Origin of the sequence: Streptomyces sp. NPDC050504, assembly GCF_044458065.1 — a bacterium.
GTDB lineage: Bacteria > Actinomycetota > Actinomycetes > Streptomycetales > Streptomycetaceae > Streptomyces.
In genome coordinates, this window is sequence record NZ_JBITHO010000002.1 from 1,002,352 (window position 1) to 1,022,484 (window position 20,133).

The window sequence follows — 20,133 nt, forward strand, 5'->3', positions numbered from 1 at the left end:
TATCTGGAGAGGCGGGCTACCGGGGCAGGCGTAGCGTGAACGTCGTGCCCTTGCCCGGGGTGGACGTCGCCCGTACCGAACCTCCGTGCGCCTCCGTCAGTTTGCGGACGATCGCCAGGCCCAGGCCGCTGCCTCCCGCCCTCCGCGTCCGCGACTTCTCCGCGCGCCAGAAGCGGTCGAAGACGTGCGGGAGGTCCTCGGGGGCGATGCCCGAGCCCGTGTCCGTCACCTCCAGGACGAGCGTCGCGCCGTCGCCGTACGCCGACAGGCGCACCTCGCCGCCGCGCGGCGTGTGGCGCACCGCGTTCGAGACCAGGTTGCCGACCGCCTGTCGCAGCCGCACCCCGTCCGCCAGCAGGACGAGTCCCGCCTCGGCCGACACCGTCAGCGCCACGCCCGCCTCCTCCGCGCGCGCCCGGTGCGCCGCGGCCGTCTGGTCGAGGAGTTCCGCCGGGTCCAGCGGCTCCGGGTGCAGCCGCAGCTCGCCCGCGTCCGCCTGCGCCAGGTCCTGGAGGTCGTCCACGATGTGCTGGAGCTGCATCGCCTCCTCGTGCAGCGACTCCAGGAACGCGCCGTCCGCCGCGGCCACCCCGTCCTGCGCCGCCTCCACCCAGCCCCGGATGTTGGAGAGCGGGGTGCGCAGCTCGTGCGCGATGTCGCTCACCATGTCCTTGCGCTGCGCCTCCAGCTCCGTACGCCGCTCGGCCATCTCGTTGAACGCGCCCGCCAGCCTGCCCACCTCGTCGTCCGACCCGGCCACCGGCACCCGCGCCGCCGTGTCGCCGTCCCGCATCCGCTGCGCCGCGCCCGTCAGCGCCCGCAGCGGGCGCACCAGACGCCCGGCCGCCAGCACCGAAACGGCCACCGCGAGCGCCAGCACCAGCGCCGCCAGCCACGCCAGGCGCGCGGTGTTCGCGGGCGACAGGTCGAAGCCCGGCACGGTGCCGCCGCTGTCCCCCGACCCCAGGAACAGCCGGGCCGGCGATGCCACATGGGGGCCGAGCAGGGTCCGCCGCGCCGACTCCACGCACGCCGCGATCTGCCGGTCCACGCCGCTCGCCGCGACCGCGGGCGCCGTCCTGCGCCAGGAGAAGTCCAGCCCCACCTCGATGCCCTCGAAGCCGCCGCGCCCCGAAGGGCACCGTGCCACCAGTGCGTTCAGCCGGGCCAGCGCCGCCCGCTCGGTCGCCGTCGGCCGGTCGAGCTCCGGGATCTCGCAGGGGCGCACGGGGGTGTCGGGGTCCTTGCTGACCAACTGGACGTAGGAACGGCCGTTCGGCCGTGTCTGCACCGACGCGTCCACGGCGGTTTCGTCCAGGCAGTTCTTGCGCCGCTCGGCGAGCTGCCGCAGCCGGGATCGCTCGGCGGCGGTGAGCCTGAAGGGGCCCACCGCGCGCGGGTCGATCCGGTCGGTGGAGTCCACCGACAGCGGGTCGAGCACGGCCGCCGCGCGCGGCGGCAGCGCGGTGCCCTCGGGCGCCGAGTCCGCGAGCGGGGTGCCGTCCTGGCGGGTCAGCGCGATGCGGCGGCCCGTCGACGCCGCCAGGCGCGTCAGTTCGGGGCCCACCTCCGCCCAGGTGGGGTGCGTCGCCGCGTACCCGAGGAGGGTGTCGTGGACGCGGGTGTCGTCCGCGAGCACCTGGCCCTGCTCCTGGCGGATCGCGCCGGACGTGGTCTGCGCGGCCAGCCAGGCGGTCGCCGCGATCGACACGGCCGCGACGAGCGTGGTGAGGGCCAGCAGGCGGGCGTGCAGGCCGCGGTGCGGGGCGAGGCGGGGGCGCCGGCGCCCCTTCGCGGGGCGGGACGGGTTCTTCGCGGGACGGGCCGGGTCCTTCGTGGGGCGGGTCGGGTTCTTCGCGGGGCGGGCTCGCTCCTTCACGAGGCCCCCGGCCCCGCCGACGCGCCCGGCCCCGGCCCCGCCGATGCGTTCGGCCCCGCCGATGCGCCTGACCCCGGCCCCGCCGTCGCGCCCTGTTCCCGCCCCGGTCCCGGCCCCGTCCCCGGTTCCAGGAGCTTGTAGCCCACCCCGTACACCGTCACCAGCCGCTCCGGCCTGCGCGGTGTCCGCTCGATCTTCTTGCGGAGGTTCATCACGTGCACGTCCACCGTCCGCTCCGTGATGTACCGGTCGAAGCCGTGCAGCTCCGAGAGCAGCTGGCGCCGCGTGAACACCCGCCCCGGCAGGGCCGCCAGCGCCGCCAGGACGCGGAACTCGCCGGGGGTGCACTCCACCGCCCGGCCCTCCACCGTCACCGCGTGCCGCGCCGGGTCGACGGCCAGGCCGCCCACCCGCAGCACCGGATCGGGCTCGGGCGCCGGACCCCGTACCGCCCGGGTCCTGCGCAGCAGCGTGCGCACCCGGGCCACCAGCTCGCGCGGGCTGTACGGCTTCGTCAGGTAGTCGTCCGCCCCCAGGTCGAGGCCGAGCAGCAGGTCGTCCTCGGTGGAGCGGGCCGTGAGCATCAGCACCGGCAGCTCGTACCCCTCCGCGCGCAGCACCCGCAGCACGTCCAGGCCGTCGAGCCGCGGCATCATCACGTCCAGCACCAGCAGGTCGGGCGGGGTGCGCCGGAGCAGGTCGAGCGCGTCGCGCCCGTCCCGCACCACCAGCACCTCGTGGCCCTCCCGCGCCAGATACAGCTGGGCGAGCTCGGCCTGCTTCTCGTCGTCCTCGGCGACCATGACTCTTGCGCACACGCCACTGAGAGTACGCAGCCGGACGGGCCGGACGGGCGGGCTGACCCGAGGGCGACAGGAGTCTGACAAGTTCTTCAAAAGTCCAGGTCAGCCTGGCGGCATGACGATTCACAAGCGTGGGGCCCGGCGGCGCGCCGCGGGCGGCGCACTCGGCGCGGCCGCCCTCCTGCTGACCCTCGCGGCCTGCGGCGGCGGTGACGGTGACGGCGGCGGTGACGGCGGCGGGACGAAGGCCGCGACGGACGGGCGGGGCGACGTCGCCTCGATCGAGAAGCCCGCGGGGAAGGACGCCGGGAAGGACGCCGGGAAGGGCACGGGGAAGGACGGGGCCCCCGCTCCCGGGCGGACCCGCTCCGACGGCACCACCTCCGACGAGGGCCGTCCCCAGCTGCGCCTGGACACCTCCGACGAGGAGTCCAACCGGCTCTGGCAGCGCTACATGCGCTGCCTCAAGGACAACGGCGTCGAGATGCTGGAGATCAACGGCGGTCTCGCCATCGCCGACCAGTACGGCAAGGAGCCCGCGGCCGCGTACAAGAAGTGCGAGGTCAAGATGCCGCTCCAGCCGCCCGAGCTGGACGAGGACAAGAACCCCCGCTACCGCGAGCAGTGGTCCGCGCAGGTCCGCTGCATGCAGAAGCGCGGCATGAAGATCAAGGAGATCCCGGACGGCTGGACCTACACCTCGTCCGACGGGCCCGGCGTCCCCGAGGCCGAGCAGAAGACGATCGAGCGCGAGTGCCAGAAGGAGGCGTTCGGTGGCTAGCGGGCGGACCGTGCTGGTCGCCCTCGCGGTCCTCGCGGCGGGCGGCATCGGCGCCGGGGCCGTGGCCCTCACCGGCCGCGACGCCGCGCCGCCCGCCGCGGCCGACGCCCCCGCGAAGGCGAGCACCGCGGCCGTCGTGCGCACCGACCTCTCCGACACCCGCGAGGTCACCGGCACGCTCGGCTTCGGCACCGAGAAGCCGCTCAAGGGCGGCAGGAAGGGCACCGTGACCTGGCTGCCCGCCAGCGGCGACACCGTACGCAGGGGCAAGACGCTCTACCGGGTCGACGACCGGCCCGTGCCCGTCTTCTACGGCGGCACCCCGCTCTTCCGCAAGCTCGGCAAGCCCGGTCTGACCGGCGGCGACGTCAAGGTCGTCGCGGACAACCTGGTGGCGCTCGGCTACGACATCGGCCCCTACCGCGCCTCCGGGTCGCGGGTCTCCACGGCGGGCGGTGAGCAGGGCAAGTTCACCGCGTCGCTGAGCGCGGCGGTCAAGCGCTGGCAGAAGCGGGTCGGCATGGCCCCGACCGGCACGCTGGACGTCGGCGACGTGGCCGTACTGCCCGGTGAGGTGCGGGTCGGCGGGGTCGGCGCGCAGCTCGGCGACGACGCCACCGGCCAGCTGATGACCGTCACCACCACCGCGAAGGCCGTCACCGTGCCGATGGACGCGACCGAGGTCGGCGCGGTGAAGCGGGGCGGCGCGGTCACCGTCGTCCTGCCCGACGGTACGGAGGTGCCGGGCACCGTCGCCTCGGTCAGCCGCATCGCCACCGGTGGCGCGGGCGGCGCGGACGCGGGCGGGCCGGGGCAGGACGGCGGCCCCGCCAAGGTGGACGTCACCGTCCGGCTGAAGCGCGACGGGGGAGCGGGCGCCGAGAACCTGGACGCGGCGTCCGTCCGGGTCCGCTTCACGACCGCGACCCGCGACGGCGTGCTGGCCGTGCCGGTCGCCGCACTGGTGGCGCTGCGCGAGGGCGGGTACGCGGTGCAGGTGCCGGGCGGGGCGCTGATCGCCGTGAAGACCGGGATGTTCGCCCGGGGCATGGTCGAGGTGACCGGTGAGGGGCTGCGGGCCGGGACGAGGGTGGTGACCGCGTCGTGAGCGTGACGCGCGCGGAGCCGGAGACGGCTGCCGGGACCGTACCCGAGCAGCGCGAACCCGTCCTGGAGATACGGGACGTCAGCAAGGCGTACGCCGGTGGGCTCACCGCCCTCGACGGCGTCTCGCTCACCGTGCGGCGCGGCGAACTCCTCGCCATCGTCGGCCCGTCGGGCTCGGGCAAGTCCACCCTGCTCAACCTGATGGGCACCCTCGACCGGCCCACCACAGGCACCGTCCTGGTTGAGGGGCAAGACGTGTCCGCCCTCTCCGACCGGCGGCTCTCCGCGCTGCGCGGGCGCCGGCTCGGCTTCGTCTTCCAGCAGTTCCACCTCACCGACGGGCTCAGCGCCGCCGAGAACGTCGCGACCGGGCTGCTCTACGCGGGCGTCGCCCGCAGGCTGCGCCGCCCCCTGGCGCTCGAAGCGCTGGAGCGGGTCGGCCTCGGCCACCGCTCGGGCCACCACCCGCAACAGCTCTCCGGCGGCGAACGCCAGCGCGTCGCCATCGCCCGCGCCCTGGTCAACGGCCCCTCGCTGGTCCTCGCCGACGAGCCGACCGGGGCGCTGGACACCGCGAACGGACGTGCCGTGCTTGACCTGTTGACCCGGCTCAACGCGGACGGCACCACGATCGCGGTCATCACCCACGACCGGGACATCGCCGCCGCGCTGCCGCGCCGCGTGGAGATCCTGGACGGCGCGATCGTCGCGGACACGGGTTGTCCCACGGACACGGGTTGTCCCACGGATACGGGTTGTCCTGCGGGCACGGGTTGTCCTGCGGGCACGGGTTGTCCTGCGGACACGAGTTGTCCCGTGGACACGGGTCGTCCCGCGGACACCGGGCGGTGCGCGTGAAGCACCGCAGGTCCGCCCGCCGGGACTTCGCCCCCGTCCGGCTGAACCCCCTCGACCTGCTGGCCCTCGGTCTCGTCGGGATCCGCACCAGGAAGCTGCGCGCCGCGCTCTCCGCGCTCGGCGTCGGCCTCGGCATCGCCACGCTCGTCCTGGTCGTCGGCATCCCCGCGGCGGGCCAACGGGCCCTGGAGGCGGAGCTCTCCGCGATGGGCACCGACCTGCTGCGCGCCGAGCCGTCCCCCGACCAGTCGCCGCCCGTGCTGCTGCCCGAGGAGTCGGTGGGCATGGTGCGCCGCATCGGGCCCGTGACCGGCGCCAGCGCCGTCGCCAACACCCATGCGCCGGTGCGCCGTTCGGACCGGCTCGACGAGACGGACGGCGGCGGCATCACCGTGCTCGCGGGCCGCCCCGACCTGCTCGCCACCGTGCACGGCGAGGTCGCGTCCGGGCGCTTCATCGGCGCGGTCGACGCGGACTTCCCCACGGTCGTGCTCGGCCGCTCGGCCGCGCGGCGCCTCGGCTTCGAGACGCTGGAGCCGGGCGCGCCCCCGCCCCAAGTGATGGTCGGCAAGCAGTGGTTCACCGTCGTCGGGATCCTCGCGCCGGTGCCGCTCGCGCCCGAGCTGGACCGCGCGGTCGTCGTCGGCTGGGGGTCGGCGAAGAAGCACCTGGGCTTCGACGGCCACCCCACGGTCGTCTACGTGACGGCCCGCGAGGACGCCCTGGAGGACGTGCGCGACGTGCTGGCGCCCACGCTGCACGCCGAGGCGCCCGGTCTCGTGCGGGTCGGCAGGCCGTCCGACGCGCTCGCCGCGAAGCGGGCCGCGCAGCACACCTTCTCCGGGCTCTTCCTCGGCCTCGCCGGGGTCGCGCTGCTCATCGGCGGCGTCGGCATCGCCAACACCATGGTCGTCTCGGTCCTGGAGCGCCGCAGGGAGATCGGTCTGCGGCGGGCGCTCGGCGCGAGCAAGGGGCAGGTCAGGGGGCAGTTCCTCACCGAGTCCGTGGTCCTGTCGGGGCTCGGCGGACTCGCGGGCGGCGCGCTGGGGGCCGTCGCGACGCTCGGCTACGCGGCCTGGCGGGGGTGGCCGGGCGCGGTGCCCTGGGAGGCGGTCGCGGCCGGGACGGGCGGGGCGCTGCTCGTCGGGGTGGTGGCCGGGGTCTACCCGTCGGTGCGGGCGGCGCGGCTGATGCCGACGGAGGCGCTGGCCGCGTCCTGAAGGGCGGGGCGGTGGGGCGGGGGGTGTTCCTACGTACACCCCTGAACCGGGGACATTCCCGATGTCGGTACGGGCCCCGGGGCACGTAGCGTCCTCCTCATGAACACCAACGCGAACTTCACCCGCAGGGCCAAGAGTTGGGCGGCCGCCGCCGTCGCGGTGGCGGCCCTCGCCGGGGCGGTCGCCCCGGCCGCCGCCGCGATTCCCGCCGCCGCGATCCCCACCGTCGACGGGGCGCCCGCCGCCCGGCACGCCACCGCCCAGCGCGGCGCGCTCGTCTCCGTCACCCCGGTCGCCGACCTCGACCGGGCCGAGGTCGCCGCGTTCCTCAAGGCGGCGGGCCCCGGCGACGGCACCGTGCGGTACGGCATCCGCACCTACCGGCTCACCTACCGCACCGTCACGCCCACCGGCGGACCCACCACCGCCACCGGCCTGCTCGTCCTCCCCAAGGGCGGCGCGCACCGCCTCGACCTGGTCTCCGACACGCACGGCACCATGGTCCACCGCGACTACGCGCCCTCGGTGGCCGAGGACTTCGGGCTCCTGCCGCCCTACCTGCACGGCTCGGCCGGGCGCGCCGTCGCCGCGCCGGACTACCTGGGCCTCGGCAAGGGCCCCGGCACCCACCCGTACATGGACACCCGCTCCTCCGTCACCGCCTCCCTCGACATGCTGCGCGCCTCGCGCACGGCGGCGCAGCGGCTCGGCCGCCCGCTGACCGGCGACGTGTACGCCACCGGCTTCTCCCAGGGCGGCCAGGTCGCCGCGGCACTGGCCAAGCAGCTCGCGGCGGGCGCCGACCGGCACCTGCGACTGCGCGCCCTGGCGCCGGTCGCGGGCCCCTACGACCTGGAGCGCGCCGAGCTGCCCGCGATGTTCGACGGGCGGATCAACGACGTGAGCGCCGTCGTCTACATGACGTACTTCCTCACCGCGCAAAAGCGCCTGCACCCGATCTACAAGGACCCGGCGGACGTCTACCGCGCCCCGTACGACAAGGTCGTCGAGGGCCTGTACGACGGCCTGCACACCGAGGAGCAGATCGCGGGCGCGCTGCCGCCGAACATCAAGGAGCTGTTCACGCCCGACTTCTACGCGCGGCTCGCGAACCCCTCGGGATCCCTCCTCGACGTGCTGCGCCGCCAGGACGGCGGCTGCGCCTGGAAGCCGAAGGTCCCCGTGCGGCTCTACGCGTCGAGCGGCGACCGCGACGTGCCGATCGCCAACGCGCGCAGCTGCGCGGCCGACTTCGCGAAGCGCGGCGTGCGGGCACCGGTCCTCGACCAGGGGAACGTCGACCACGGCGGCACGTTCATGAAGGCGGGGCCCGACTCGGTGCGCTGGTTCGACCGGCTGGCCGGGGTTCGACCCGCTCGCTAGGGCCGGGGCCCGACGTGCCCCGGCCCCGGGTCGAAACCGACCGGCGCGTCGAACGCCGCGCGGCGCGTCGCGCGGCGCAGCGCCTTGAGCACGGTCGCGCCGACCGTCATCGTCAGTACGACGGTGAGGGCGGCGCGGCCGAGGTCCCAGCCGAGCGAGGTCGCCGCGCAGTACGCGAGGAAGCGCACCAGGTTGTCGTGGACCGGGTCGCCCGGGTGGAAGGAGATCCCGGACGACATCCCGCCGATGTACGTCCAGCCCTGGAGGTTCATGATCGTGCCGTACGCGAACGAGGCGAGCGCCCCGTAGAGCGCGAGCACCACCAGCTCGCCCCGGCCCCTGAGGCGCCCCGCGCCCGGCAGCAGGCCCGCGCCCATCGTGAACCAGCCCATGGAGAGCATCTGGAACGGCATCCACGGGCCGACCCCGCCGGTCAGCAGCGCCGAGGCGAACATGGTGACCGAGCCCAGCACGAAGCCGAAGCCCGGCCCGAGCACGCGCCCGCTCAGCACCATCAGGAAGAACATCGGCTCCAGGCCCGCCGTGCCCGCGCCGAGCGGTCTGAGCGCCGCGCCCACGGCGGCGAGCACCCCCAGCATCGCCACGGCCTTCGCGTCGAGGCCGCCGTCCGTGATCGTCGCGACGACCACGGCGACCAGCAGCGGCAGCAGCGCGGCGAAGAGCCACGGCGCGTCCTTGGAGTGCGCGAGGCCCGAGGCCTCGTCGGCCAGCAGCGGCCAGCCGAAGGCGATCACCCCGACGACGCTCACCAGCACGAGCGCGGCGGCGGCGCGGGGGCCGATGCGGACGGGGGCGGTGCGGACGGGGCCGGTGCGGGGCGGGCGCTCGCGGACCGGGGCCGTCCCGGGCGTGCTCACAGCGCCCTCCGCACCTGGTCGACCGTCAGCCACGGGCCCGGCGCGAGGATCTTCGCCACCTGCGGCGCGAAGGCGGGCGACGAGACGACCACGTCCGGAGTCGGACCGTCCGCCACCACCTCGCCGTCCGCGAGGATGACCACGCGGTGCGCCAGCTCGGCGGCCAGCTCCACGTCGTGGGTGGCCATGACGATGGCGTGGCCGTCGGCCGCGAGGCCCTTGAGCACGCCGACCAGCCGGGCCTTCGCCGCGTAGTCCAGGCCCCTCGTCGGCTCGTCGAGCAGCAGGAGCGGGGGGCGGCCGGTGAGGACGATCGCCAGCGCGAGGGCCAGGCGCTGGCCCTCCGACAGGTCGCGCGGGTGCGTCCCGTCCGCGACGCCGGGCAGCAGCTCCGAGACCAGGGCGCGGCAGGCGCCGGGCTCCGCGCCCGCGTCCGCGTCGGCCGCCGCGCACTCGGCGGCGACCGTGTCCGCGTAGAGGAGGTCGCGGGGTTCCTGCGGGACGAGGCCGACCTCGCGCACCATCTCGCGGGGCGGGGTGCGGTGGGGGGTGCGGCCGCCGACCGTGACGGTGCCCGAGGTCGGGGTCACCATGCCGACGAGGGTGCCCAGGAGGGTGGACTTGCCCGCGCCGTTGCGGCCCATGAGGGCGACGGTCTCGCCGGGGGCGACGCGGAGGTCGACGCGGCGGAGGGCCTCCACGCGGTCGCGGCGCACGCCCAGGGAGGCGGCGGTGGCGACGGGGGCGGGGGCGGGTGCGGGCGGGGCGGGGGTGGCGGGGGGGGGGGGGGGCCCCCCCCCCCCCCCCCCCCCCCCCCCCGGCGGGGGGGGGGGGCCCCCCCCCCCCCCCCCCCCCGGCCGGGGGGGCGCCCGGGGGGGGGGCCCCCCGGGGGGGGGGCGCCCCCCCCGGGGGGGGGGGGGGGGGGGGGGGGGGGGGGGGGGGGGGGGGGGGGGGGGGGGGGGGGCGCCGGGGCGCTGCCCCGGACCCCGCTCCTCGAACGCCGCAGGGGCTGGATCGTGGGCCCCGCCCCCGGAAACCGGGAGGGCCTTTCGGGCCCCGCCCCTGAACAGGCGACCCAGAGTTCCGCGCAGGCCCCCGGTTCCGGGAAGGGGCGGGGCGGGGGACTCCTCCGGTTCGGCGGAGCGCGGGGCGTTCGTGGGCAGCGGCGCCTCCGGGGCCGTATCCGCCCCCGCCAGGCGCTCCCGCAGCCCGCCCGCCATGCGCCGCGCGTCCCTGACCGACAGGGGCAGTGGGCTCCAGCCCGCCAGCCGGCCCAGGGCCACCACCGGCGGGTGCACCGGGGAGAGCGCCATGACCTCCGCCGGGGTGCCCGACACCGGGGCCCCGCCCGCGCCCGGCAGCAGGACCACGCGGTCCGCGTACTGCACCACCCGCTCCAGGCGGTGCTCCGCCATCAGGACCGTCGTGCCCAGGTCGTGCACCAGGCGCTGGAGGACCGCCAGGACCTCCTCCGCCGCCGCCGGGTCGAGCGCGGACGTCGGCTCGTCCAGGACCAGCACCCGGGGGTGCGGGGTGAGCACCGAGCCGATCGCCACCCGCTGCTGCTGGCCGCCGGAGAGCGTGGCGATCGGGCGGTCGCGCAGTTCGGTCAGGCCCAGCAGGTCCAGCGTCTCCTCGACGCGGCGCCGCATCACGTCGGGGGCGAGGCCCAGCGACTCCATGCCGTACGCCAGCTCGTCCTCGACGGTGTCCGTGACGAAGTGCGCGAGCGGGTCCTGGCCCACCGTCCCCACCAGGTCCGCGAGTTCGCGCGGCTTGTGGGTGCGGGTGTCGCGGCCGTCGACCGTGACGCGGCCGTGCAGGGTGCCGCCCGTGAAGTGCGGGACGAGCCCGGAGACCGTACCGAGCAGGGTCGACTTGCCGACGCCCGAGGGGCCGACGAGCAGGACGAGTTCGCCCTCGGGGACGGTGAGGTCCACCCCGGACACGGTCGGCGGCGCGCCGCCCTCGCCGTAGGTGACCGAGACGTTCTCGAAGCGGATCACTTGGCGGTCTCCTTGGTCTCCCGCGAAGGGTGTTCCCGCGAGGGGGTCTCCCGCGAAGGGGTCTGCCCCGAGGGGGTGGCGGTACGGGGGGCCGGGGCCACGAACGCGGGCAGCAGCCCGAGCAGCACCGAAGCGGCGGGCCACAGCGGCAGTTGGGGCGCGGTCAGCGGTACGACCCCTGGGTGCAGGGCCCCGGCGTCGTACGCGCCCGCCCAGATCATCAGCGCCGCGACCGCCGCGCCCGACCCCGCGACGAGCCACGCCCGCACGCCCCAACGGTCGGGCCGGTAGCGGGTGCGGACCTGGCGGCGCCCGCCGAGCCGCAGCCCGGCCAGCGCGGCCGCGAGCCCCGCGCCCATCAGCGGAAGCCCGTACGTCGCGCCCTCGGCGGCCAGCAGCCCGTACGTCCCCGCGCACACCCCGAGCAGACCGCCCAGCGTGAGCGCGTTGGTGGTGTGCCGGACGGCGGGCGGCACCTCGGCGGTGCGCCCGTAGCCGCGCGCGTCCATCGACGCGGCGACCGCCACCGACCGCTCCAGCGCGCCCTCCAGGACCGGCAGGCCGATCTGGAGGACGGCCCGCACCCCGCCCGTGGGCCGGCCCCGCAGCCTGCGCGCCCTGCGCAGCCTGGCCACGTCCGCGACCATGTTCGGCGCGAACGTCATCGCGACGACGACGGCCACCCCGGCCTCGTACAGCGCGCCCGGCAGGGACTTCAGGAGCCGCGCCGGGTTGGCGAGGGCGTTCGCCGCGCCCACGCAGATCAGCAGCGTCGCCAGCTTCGCGCCGTCGTAGAACGCGAAGACCAGCTGTTCGAGGGTGACCCGGCCGCCGATCCGCACGCCCTTCGCCCAGTCGGGCAGCGGGAGTTCGGGCAGCGTGAACAGGGTGTGGGTGCCGGGGATCGGCGAACCGAGGAAGACCGAGAAGAGCAGCCGGATCACCAGGACCATCAGGCCCAGCTTCACGAACGCCCCGTAGGAGCGGGCCCACGGCGCGTCCGTGCGGCGCGCGGCCACCACGTAGCCCGCGACGCCCACCAGCAGCCCGAGCAGCAGCGGGTTGGTGGTGCGCGAGGCGGCCGTGGCGAGGCCGAGCGCCCACAGCCACCAGGCGCCCGCGTGCAGGGCGTTGGAGCGGGTGGCCTCGGGGGCCCGCAGGGCCTTGCGCGGCTTCCGGAGCCTGCGGGACTTCCTCGGACCGGCGGGCACCGTCATCCGCGACGGCGGCGCGCCTGCCAGAGGGCGGCGGATCCGAGGGCGAGCACGGCGGCGACGCCGACGAGGAGGCCGACGCTCGGCCCGCCGGAGTCGGAGTCGGAGCTGGAGTCGGAGGCGGCGGCCGAGGAGCCCGTGGCCTTCGGGGCGGCGGACTCCACCGTCTCCTTCTTGTCCTTGTCCTTCTCCCCGGAGTCCGAGACCTGCTCCCCGCAGCCCGACTTCGGGTAGCCGGAGATCGCGCAGAGCAGTGCCTGGCTGTTGTACCGCAGCGGCTTGGCGACGGCGGCGAGCGCGTCGGCGCCCGTCGCGTCCCCGCCGACCACCGCGCATCCGGCGCGCCGCTCGGGCGGGGTCTCGCCGGACGGGGCGTCGGCGGGCGTGCCGGGGTCGACGACGACGGCGATCCGCTTCTTGCCGTCCTCGGCCCCGGTACCGGCGCAGACCGCGTCGAAGTCGGCGGCCTGCCGGGGCTTCGCGGAGTCGCCGGAGTCCTCGCTCACGGAGAAGCGGAAGCCGATGACGGCGCCGTCGTCGGGCCTGGCGGTCGCCGGGCCCTGGGTGGCGTAGGCCCACCGGCCCGACCCGCCCTCCCAGAACGACCAGTAGCGGTACCCGGCGGCCTGCGCGGCGCCCGCCGTGCCCAGCAGCGAGAACAGCACGAACAGCGCGCAGACGAGGGCGCCGGGGACGGTCCTTCGGCGGGTCACGACTGCTGGTTCCTCTTGCGGGAGCTGAGCAGGAAGCCGACGCCCACGCTCGCGACGAAGAAGACGCCGACGATCCACCAGACGCCCACGCCGCCGTCGTCGTCCTTCTCGGACGTGTCGGAGGACTCGGCGGAACCGGAGGAGTCGGTGGCGGACGGCGAGGGCGAGGGGGAGGCGGACGTGTCCGGGTTCAGCGGGTCGACGGCGGGCGCGGGTCCGGTCGCGTTCAGGTGGTGCACGAGGTCGATGCCGCCGAAGGCGCGCGGGTCGGCGCCGGTGGCGCGCGCCGCGAGGATCAGCTGGGCGTAGGCGGCGGGGCCGCCCTCCTTGGCCCAGGGGGCCGCGTTCTTCTCCAGCCAGTCGATCGCGCCCTCGGCCGCGTCCTTGTGCCCGGCCCCGGCGAGCGCGACGACCGCGTCGGCGGTGTTGCCGACGTCGGGGAGCGGCTTGGTGGACTCGGCGCCCGGCATGGGCGGCAGGTCGAGGTGGCCGGTCCTGGCGAGGGCGCCCGCCAGGTAGAAGGCGCCGTTGCGGGCGGACTGGTCGGGGCTGAGCGCGGCGCCCTTCGCCTTCTCGCAGGCCGGGGCCCGCACGGGCTCGGGGCCCGCCGCGACGAGGCCCTTGCCGAGGCCGCCGAGCACACCGGCGGCGGTGGCGTCGCCGTTGGCGACGAGCTTGCCCTTCTTGTCGGGCTGGTAGGCGAAGGCGCCGCCGCCGGGCTGCCCGCAGGGGATCGAGAACGTGACGAGGGCGTCGTACGGCGACTTGCCCGCCGTGGACCGCACTTCGCCGGGCGCCTCGCCCGCGCCCGCCAGCGCGCCGATCACGATCGCGGTGGAGTTGGTGTCGCTGGGGCTGCCGGGGTTGTAGCCCCAGCCGCCGTCGGCGTTCTGCACGGTCTTCAGCCAGACGACGCTCTTCTCGACGGCCTCCTGCCGGTCGCCGAGCGCGTCCAGCGCCTGCACGGCGGCGGCCGTCGCGTTGGTGTCGAGCATCGTCTGCGTGCCGCAGGCCTCGGCGGGGTCGGGGCGGTACGAGGGGAAGGCGCCGCTGTCGCACTGCTGGCCCAGCAGCCACTCCACGGACTTCTCCGCGGGCCGCACCTTCTGGGTGAGCTGGGCGAGGAAGGACAGCGACTGGCGCCACACGCCGTCGTACGCGGGGTCCTTCGTGCCGTACAGACCGGAGGGGATCACCGGCTTCGGGGACGGTGAGGGCGCCGCGACCGCTGCCGGGGCGGCGGACGCGAGCGCGGTCGCGAGCGCTGCGGCGGATGCGGCGAGCGCGAGGGCGCTGCGGCGGACGGTCATGGCGGCTGGTGCCTCTCCTGCGGGGAACCAGGGCGCGGGCGTCCGCGCACGGGGCGGCGGGCGAGACCGGGCTCCGGCTCCGTATTCCTCGACGGTGCCGGTCATGTCGGCCAGGGCGTTCCGGCTGTGTGCCCGGGGGCACGCTCACGGCTGCGGGTCAGCGCCGGATTTACACCGGCTTCTCCCTGTACGGGCATGATGACGACTCGCACACTCTACCGGGGGCGGTGTCGCCGGGCCCCTCGGGCGGAGCGCCGCCCGCAGCGCGGCCCACGGTGCCGTCCGCGCCGCCGCTCACACCGCCGCGTACGCCACCGGCTCCATGCCGTGCACCGGCTCCGCGCGCCCCAGCTTCACCAGGCGCCGCAGGTGCGCCTCCGCCTCCGAGACCGCGATGTTCCGCGAGGCGGGCGCGATCTCGGCCCAGGGGCGGTTCCAGGTCATCCGCTCGGCGGCCTGCCAGGGGGTGAGCGGGACCGCGAGCAGGGCGAGCAGTTCGGCCAGGCGCTCCTCGTGGTGGGCGAGGAGGTCGCGGACCCGGTCGGCCGGACGGGTGAAGGCGTGCTGGTGCGCGGGGAGGACTTCGGCGGCGCCGAGGCGGCCGATGCGTTCGAGGGAGTCCACGTAGTCGGCGAGGGGATCGGTGACCGCGGTGTCGTCCGGGTCCTCGTACAGGCCGATGTGCGGGCTGATCCCGGGCAGCAGGTGGTCGCCGGAGAACAGCCTGCCGTTGCCGGGCAGCGCCGCCGGGTGCGCCTCCTCCAGGTGCAGGCAGACGTGGCCCGGGGTGTGGCCCGGCGTCCAGACCGCGCGCAGCCGCCGCCCGGCCAGCGGCAGCAGTTCGCCCGGGACGACGTCCCGGTCCGGCAGGGCGGCCCCGAGCCCCGGCAGGGAGCGGGCGCGGCCGGAGTCCCTGGCGGCGCGCAGCGGCCCCAGGTGGTCGTCGGGCGCGCCGACCGAGGCGAGCTTGCGCACGAGGTAGTCGAGCCAGACGCGGGGCTCGGCGCCCCGGGTGCGGCGCACGACCTCGATGTCGGCCGGGTGCATGGCGAGCCACGCGCCCGACGCCTCGCGCACCTGCCCCGAGAGGCCGTGGTGGTCGGGGTGGTGGTGGGTGAGGACCACGCCGTGGACGTCCCGGACCGCCAGGCCGAGCGCGGCCAGGCCCGCCGAGAGCGCGTCCCAGGACGACGGGTCGTCCCAGCCGGTGTCGATGAGGACGGGGCCCCGGTCGGTGTCGACGACGTACACCAGCGTGTGGCCGAGCGGATTGTCCGGGATGGGAACCCCGATGGACCAGACGCCCCCGCCGTGGTCGGTCGTCCGCGTCATGCGTTCCCCGCTTCCGTGAGGGCCCGGCCAAGGAATGGAACAGGTTTCAGTATCCACCGCGCACGCCGTCAACTCCAGCTCCGTCTGTAGCCGTTCGTGGCGGATGCGCACCCCTTCCCGATGGGAAGTAGAACTGGTATCAGTTCTGAAACGGCGTCAGGAGGGGCTTCAGCCATGACCGAGCTCGTGGAACACGGAAAGCTTTTCATCGGCGGCCGGATGACCGACCCGCTCGGCACGGACGTCATCGAGGTGATCTCGCCCCACACCGGACGGCCCGTCGGCCGCGTCCCGCACGCCTCGCGCGCCGACGTCGACCGCGCCGTCGCCGCCGCGCGCACGGCCTTCGACGAAGGCCCCTGGCCCCGGGCCTCCCTGGAGGAACGGCTGGCCGTCGTCACCCGCGTCAAGGACGCGATCGGCGCCCGCCACGAGGAGCTGGCCCGCACGATCAGCGCCCAGAACGGCACCCCGTACACCACGAGCGTCATGATGCAGGCGCTCGCCGCGCTGATGGTCTGGGACGCCAACCTCGCCATCGCCCGCGACTTCCCGTACGAGGAGCGGCGGGCCGGCGCGCTGGGCCCGCTCCTGGTGCGCCGCGAGCCCGTCGGAGTCGTCGCGGCCGTCGTGCCGTGGAACGTCCCGCAGTTCACCGCGGCGGCCAAGCTCGCGCCCGCGCTCCTCGCCGGCTGCACCGCCGTCCTCAAGGTGTCGCCCGAGACCCCGCTCGACTCCTACGTCCTGGCCGACATCTGCCGCGAGGCCGGGCTGCCCGACGGCGTCCTGTCGATCCTCCCGGCCGACCGGGAGGTCAGCGAGTACCTGGTCGGCCACCCGGGCGTCGACAAGGTCTCCTTCACCGGCTCCGTCGCGGCGGGCAGGCGCGTCATGGAGGTCGCCGCCCGCAACCTCTCCCGGGTCACCCTGGAGCTGGGCGGCAAGTCGGCCGCCGTGATCCTGCCCGACGCGGACCTGGAGACCGCGGTCAAGGGCGTCGCCCCCTGGGCCTGGATGCTCAACGGCCAGGCGTGCGTGGCCCAGACCCGGATCCTCGTGCCGCGCGCCCGCCACGACGAGTACGCCGAGGCCTTCGCCGCCGAGGCGGCCGCGCTCAAGATCGGCGACCCGCTCGACGCGGAGACCGGACTGGGCCCGCTGGTCGCCGAACGCCAGCAGCGCCGCTCCCTCGACTACATCCGCATCGGCCAGGAGGAGGGCGCCAAGATCGTCGCGGGCGGCGGCCGCCCGGCCCACCTGGAGCACGGCTGGTACGTCGAGCCGACCCTCTTCGGCGGCGTCGACAACTCCATGCGCATCGCCCGCGAGGAGATCTTCGGCCCCGTCGTCTGCCTCCTGCCCTACGACGACGAGGACGAGGCGGTGCGCATCGCCGACGACTCCGAGTACGGCCTCAGCGGCAGCGTATGGACCGCCGACACCGAACGCGGCATCGACGTCGCGCGCCGCGTGCGCACCGGCACGTTCTCCGTGAACACCTTCAGCGTCGACATGCTCGGGCCCTTCGGCGGCTACAAGAACTCCGGCATCGGGCGGGAGTTCGGCCCCGAGGGCTACGGCGAGTACCTGGAGCACAAGATGATCCACCTCCCCGCCGGGTACGAGGGGGCCTGATGGGCGACCGCTGGCACGTCGAGGTCGACCGGAGCGTCTGCGTCGGCTCCGGGGCCTGCGCGGGCCACGCCCCGGACGGCTTCCGGCTCGACGCCGCGCGGCAGTCCGTACCCGTCGAACCCGACACCGACGCCAACGAGCGGATCCTCGCCGCCGCCGAGGGCTGCCCGGTCGAGGCGATCGCCATCAGCCTGCTCGGATCCGGCGAGCCCGTCTTCCCTCCGGAGGAGTGAACTCCTCTTATTCGAACAGAGGTTGACGTGTGCGTACTGCACGGTGACCTCGTGACAGCCGTGACTGTGCCGCCCCCCTCGCCGCGTGGAAATCTCAACGCCACGCCGTCGAGGGGGGACACACCATGGACAAGCGGTACGAGGTCTTCTGTCTGGCGGACAGGCAGTTCTACGAGACCCCGGACCGCCTGTCCTCCGCCGCCCGCCAGGGCCGCTCCGTCCCGCTCTTCGAAGCGGCGGGCAGGCCCGCGCCCGAGGGCTGGCAGCGCTTCATGTCGGGGGACTGGCTGCACTACAGCCCCGACGGCGTCGCCCGCCCCCGCCAGGGCTGGAAGATCCACGTCTCCGCCTGTCTGGACAACGCCGAGAAGACCGGCGCCAAGGTCTGGGACTACTGCGTCGAGCGCCGGATCCCGTTCAAGTTCGTGCCGGGCCGCCAGCCGCTGCACCTGCGCAACTCCAAGTACGCCGGGCGCGGCTCCAGCGGCAAGTTCGCCACGATCTACCCGCTCGACGAGACCGAGCTGCGCACGATCCTCGAAGAGCTCGGCGCGCTGCTCGCCGGCGAGGCGGGCCCGTACATCCTCACCGACCTGCGCTGGGAGCAGGGGCCGCTGTACGTACGGTACGGAGGCTTCGCCAAGCGCCACTGCGTCGGCCCCGACGGCACGCTGGTGCCCGCGATCGAGAACGCGGACGGCACGCTTGTCCCCGACCGCAGGGACCCCGTCTTCCAGGTCCCCGACTGGGTGACCCTCCCCGACTTCCTGGCCCCGCAGCTCGCCGCCCGCAACGCCACGACCGTCCAGGACCTCCCGTACCGCATCGAGCGCGCCCTGCACTTCTCCAACGGCGGCGGCGTCTACGCGGGCACCGACACCCGCACCGGCGAACAGGTCGTCCTCAAGGAGGCCCGCCCGCACGCCGGGCTCGCCGCGGACGGCGCCGACGCGGTCACCAGGCTCGGCCGCGAGCGCGCCGCCCTTGAGACCCTGGCCGGGCTCGGCGTCGCGCCCGAGCCGCGCGACTGGTTCACCCTCGGCGACCACTCCTTCCTGGTGATGGAGTTCCTGGAGGGCAGCCCGCTCAACTCGTTCTTCGCCCGCCGCCACCCGCTGCTCGCCGTCGAACCCGACCCGAAGAAGGTCGCCGACTACACCGAGTGGGCGCTGCGGATACTCGGGGCCGTGGAAGAGGCGGTCGCCGCCGTCCACGGCCGCGGGCTGGTCTTCAACGACCTGCACATGTTCAACATCATGGTCTCCCCCGACGAACGGACCGTGCGCCTCCTCGACTTCGAGGCGGCGATCCCGGTCGCAGAGCACCGCGGACAGGCGATGGCCCACCCGGGCTTCGTGGCACCGGGGGACCGCGAGGGCTTCGACGTGGACCGCTACGCGCTCGCCTGTCTGCGGCTCGCCCTCTTCGTCCCCATGACGACCCTGCTCGCCGTGGACCGGACGAAGGCGGCCCACCTCGCCGAGGTCGCGGAGGAACTCTTCCCCGGCCTGCCGGACGGCTTCCTCGCCCAGGCCGTGGAGGTCATCGGGGGCGGCGCGGGCGAGGGCGGCCCCGCGGGCACCGCCGCCGCGCGCCCCGGGCCCTACCTCTCCGTACGGCCCGACGAGCGCCCCGGCGGGCGCGAGTCCATGGTCAGGGCGATCCTCGCCTCCGCCACCCCCGAGCGCGACGACCGGCTCTTCCCGGGCGACGTCGCCCAGTTCGCCGACGGCGGCGGCCTCGGCCTCGCCCACGGCGCCGCCGGAGTCCTGTACGCGCTCGCCCAGACCGGCACCCGCTACGAACGCGGCGAGCAGTGGCTCGTCGACCACACCGAACCCCCGCCGTCCGGCACCCCGCTCGGCCTCTACGACGGCCTCGCCGGAGCCGCCCTCGTCCTCGACGGCCTCGGCCACCACGAGCGGGCGCAGGCGCTCGTCGACCGGATCCTCGACGAGAAGTGGCAGCGCCTCGACTCGGGGCTGCACGGCGGCCTCGCGGGCCTCGGCCTCGTCCTCGACCGCCTCGGGCGGCGGGAGGCGGCGGCGGAGGCCGCCCGGATCGTCGCGGAGCGTCCCCCGGCGGCCCTGGGCGGCCGCGCGGGACTGCTGCGCGGCGCGAGCGGCCCCGCCCTGCTCTTCCTGCGGCTGTACGAGTCGACCGGCGCGCCCGAACTCCTGGACCGCGCCGCGGAGTTCCTGCGCCGCGACCTCGCCCGCTGCGTCCGCGACTCCGCGGGCACGCTCCTCGTCGACGAGGGTTCGCGCAGCATGCCCTACCTGGGCGCGGGCAGCGTCGGCATCGGCGCGGTGCTCGACGACCACCTCGCCCACCGGCACGACGGGGAACTGGCCGAGGCCAGGGCGGCGATCCTGCCCGCCGCCCGGCTGCGCTACTACGCCCAGCCCGGCCTCTTCAACGGCCGCGCCGGCATGGTCCTGCACCTGGCGCGCACCGGCGCGCCGCCCGAGCAGACGGCCGCGCAGGCCGCCGCGCTCGGCTGGTACGCGATGCGCTACCAGGACGAACTCGCCTTCCCCGGCGACCAGATGATGCGGCTCTCCATGGACCTCGCCACCGGCACCGCCGGTTGCCTGCTGGCGCTCGACGCCGCGGGCGGCGGCGGAGCCGGACTGCCCTTCCTCCCGCCGCTCCCGGCTGCGCCGGGCCGCGGCCCCACGGACAACCCCGCGAGGGGTTGACGCAACACCGCAACACCGCACGACGTACGCGCCACCACCAGGCGTACGGCACCACATGACGAAAAGCACCGAGTCCCCA

General features: G+C 75.5%; 16 protein-coding genes and 1 riboswitch. Of the genes, 8 read left to right on the top strand and 8 right to left on the bottom strand.

The window, feature by feature from the left end; genetic code table 11:
- Window positions 1-16 precede the first annotated feature (16 nt).
- A complete protein-coding gene (locus tag ACIBNE_RS10415) occupies window positions 17-1,879 on the bottom strand; it encodes an ATP-binding protein (RefSeq protein ID WP_399271059.1) in 1,863 nt (620 codons plus the stop codon).
- Window positions 1,876-2,682, bottom strand: a complete 807-nt coding sequence (locus tag ACIBNE_RS10420) for a response regulator transcription factor (RefSeq protein WP_399271281.1) — start codon at window positions 2,680-2,682, stop codon at window positions 1,876-1,878. Before ACIBNE_RS10420 ends, ACIBNE_RS10415 begins: the two co-directional genes overlap by 4 nt.
- Window positions 2,683-2,797: 115 nt before the next feature.
- On the opposite strand from ACIBNE_RS10420, the gene ACIBNE_RS10425 reads away from it, so the two are divergent.
- The 5 genes from ACIBNE_RS10425 (at window position 2,798) to ACIBNE_RS10445 (ending at window position 8,031) form a co-directional block, all read left to right on the top strand.
- The gene (locus ACIBNE_RS10425; protein WP_399271060.1) at window positions 2,798-3,463 is read left to right on the top strand and encodes a hypothetical protein; all 666 of its coding nucleotides are present in this window, start codon (window positions 2,798-2,800) and stop codon (window positions 3,461-3,463) included.
- The gene (locus ACIBNE_RS10430) at window positions 3,456-4,571 is read left to right on the top strand and encodes a peptidoglycan-binding protein (RefSeq protein ID WP_399271061.1); all 1,116 of its coding nucleotides are present in this window, start codon (window positions 3,456-3,458) and stop codon (window positions 4,569-4,571) included. The genes ACIBNE_RS10425 and ACIBNE_RS10430 overlap by 8 nt, the downstream gene beginning before the upstream one ends.
- Window positions 4,572-4,633: 62 nt before the next feature.
- Window positions 4,634-5,428 carry an ABC transporter ATP-binding protein gene (locus tag ACIBNE_RS10435; protein ID WP_399271282.1) on the top strand — a complete coding sequence of 265 codons (795 nt, stop codon included), beginning with the start codon at window positions 4,634-4,636 and terminating at the stop codon, window positions 5,426-5,428.
- Window positions 5,419-6,648 (top strand): ABC transporter permease, encoded by a 1,230-nt coding sequence (locus ACIBNE_RS10440; protein ID WP_399271062.1) that lies wholly within the window; start codon window positions 5,419-5,421, stop codon window positions 6,646-6,648. Before ACIBNE_RS10435 ends, ACIBNE_RS10440 begins: the two co-directional genes overlap by 10 nt.
- Window positions 6,649-6,747: 99 nt before the next feature.
- The gene (locus ACIBNE_RS10445; RefSeq protein WP_399271063.1) at window positions 6,748-8,031 is read left to right on the top strand and encodes an alpha/beta hydrolase; all 1,284 of its coding nucleotides are present in this window, start codon (window positions 6,748-6,750) and stop codon (window positions 8,029-8,031) included.
- Here the strand turns inward: ACIBNE_RS10445 and ACIBNE_RS10450 are convergent.
- From ACIBNE_RS10450 to ACIBNE_RS10475, 6 genes are all read right to left on the bottom strand, one after another.
- Window positions 8,028-8,909 (bottom strand): ECF transporter S component, encoded by an 882-nt coding sequence (locus tag ACIBNE_RS10450; RefSeq protein WP_399271064.1) that lies wholly within the window; start codon window positions 8,907-8,909, stop codon window positions 8,028-8,030. The two genes, ACIBNE_RS10445 and ACIBNE_RS10450, sit on opposite strands and share 4 nt — an antisense overlap.
- Window positions 8,906-10,915 carry an ABC transporter ATP-binding protein gene (locus ACIBNE_RS10455; RefSeq protein ID WP_399271065.1) on the bottom strand — a complete coding sequence of 670 codons (2,010 nt, stop codon included), beginning with the start codon at window positions 10,913-10,915 and terminating at the stop codon, window positions 8,906-8,908. The genes ACIBNE_RS10450 and ACIBNE_RS10455 overlap by 4 nt, the downstream gene beginning before the upstream one ends.
- A complete protein-coding gene (locus tag ACIBNE_RS10460; protein WP_399271066.1) occupies window positions 10,912-12,132 on the bottom strand; it encodes an energy-coupling factor transporter transmembrane protein EcfT in 1,221 nt (406 codons plus the stop codon). Before ACIBNE_RS10460 ends, ACIBNE_RS10455 begins: the two co-directional genes overlap by 4 nt.
- A complete protein-coding gene (locus tag ACIBNE_RS10465) occupies window positions 12,129-12,842 on the bottom strand; it encodes an SCO2322 family protein (protein ID WP_399271067.1) in 714 nt (237 codons plus the stop codon). The genes ACIBNE_RS10460 and ACIBNE_RS10465 overlap by 4 nt, the downstream gene beginning before the upstream one ends.
- Window positions 12,839-14,152: a prenyltransferase/squalene oxidase repeat-containing protein gene (locus tag ACIBNE_RS10470; protein WP_399271068.1), complete on the bottom strand. Its 1,314-nt coding sequence runs from the start codon at window positions 14,150-14,152 to the stop codon at window positions 12,839-12,841. The genes ACIBNE_RS10465 and ACIBNE_RS10470 overlap by 4 nt, the downstream gene beginning before the upstream one ends.
- Window positions 14,153-14,265: 113 nt before the next feature.
- Window positions 14,266-14,339, bottom strand: a riboswitch (cobalamin riboswitch).
- 107 nt (window positions 14,340-14,446) lie between these two features.
- Window positions 14,447-15,484 (bottom strand): MBL fold metallo-hydrolase, encoded by a 1,038-nt coding sequence (locus ACIBNE_RS10475; RefSeq protein ID WP_399271069.1) that lies wholly within the window; start codon window positions 15,482-15,484, stop codon window positions 14,447-14,449.
- A gap of 174 nt (window positions 15,485-15,658) precedes the next feature.
- On the opposite strand from ACIBNE_RS10475, the gene ACIBNE_RS10480 reads away from it, so the two are divergent.
- The 3 genes from ACIBNE_RS10480 to lanKC all read left to right on the top strand — a co-directional run bounded on the left by ACIBNE_RS10480 (window position 15,659) and on the right by lanKC (window position 20,054).
- Window positions 15,659-17,119 carry an aldehyde dehydrogenase gene (locus ACIBNE_RS10480; RefSeq protein WP_399271070.1) on the top strand — a complete coding sequence of 487 codons (1,461 nt, stop codon included), beginning with the start codon at window positions 15,659-15,661 and terminating at the stop codon, window positions 17,117-17,119.
- Window positions 17,119-17,352: a ferredoxin gene (locus tag ACIBNE_RS10485; RefSeq protein WP_399271071.1), complete on the top strand. Its 234-nt coding sequence runs from the start codon at window positions 17,119-17,121 to the stop codon at window positions 17,350-17,352. Before ACIBNE_RS10480 ends, ACIBNE_RS10485 begins: the two co-directional genes overlap by 1 nt.
- 125 nt (window positions 17,353-17,477) lie before the next feature.
- Window positions 17,478-20,054, top strand: a complete 2,577-nt coding sequence (gene lanKC / locus ACIBNE_RS10490; RefSeq protein WP_399271072.1) for a class III lanthionine synthetase LanKC — start codon at window positions 17,478-17,480, stop codon at window positions 20,052-20,054.
- The last annotated feature ends 79 nt before the right edge of the window (window positions 20,055-20,133 follow it).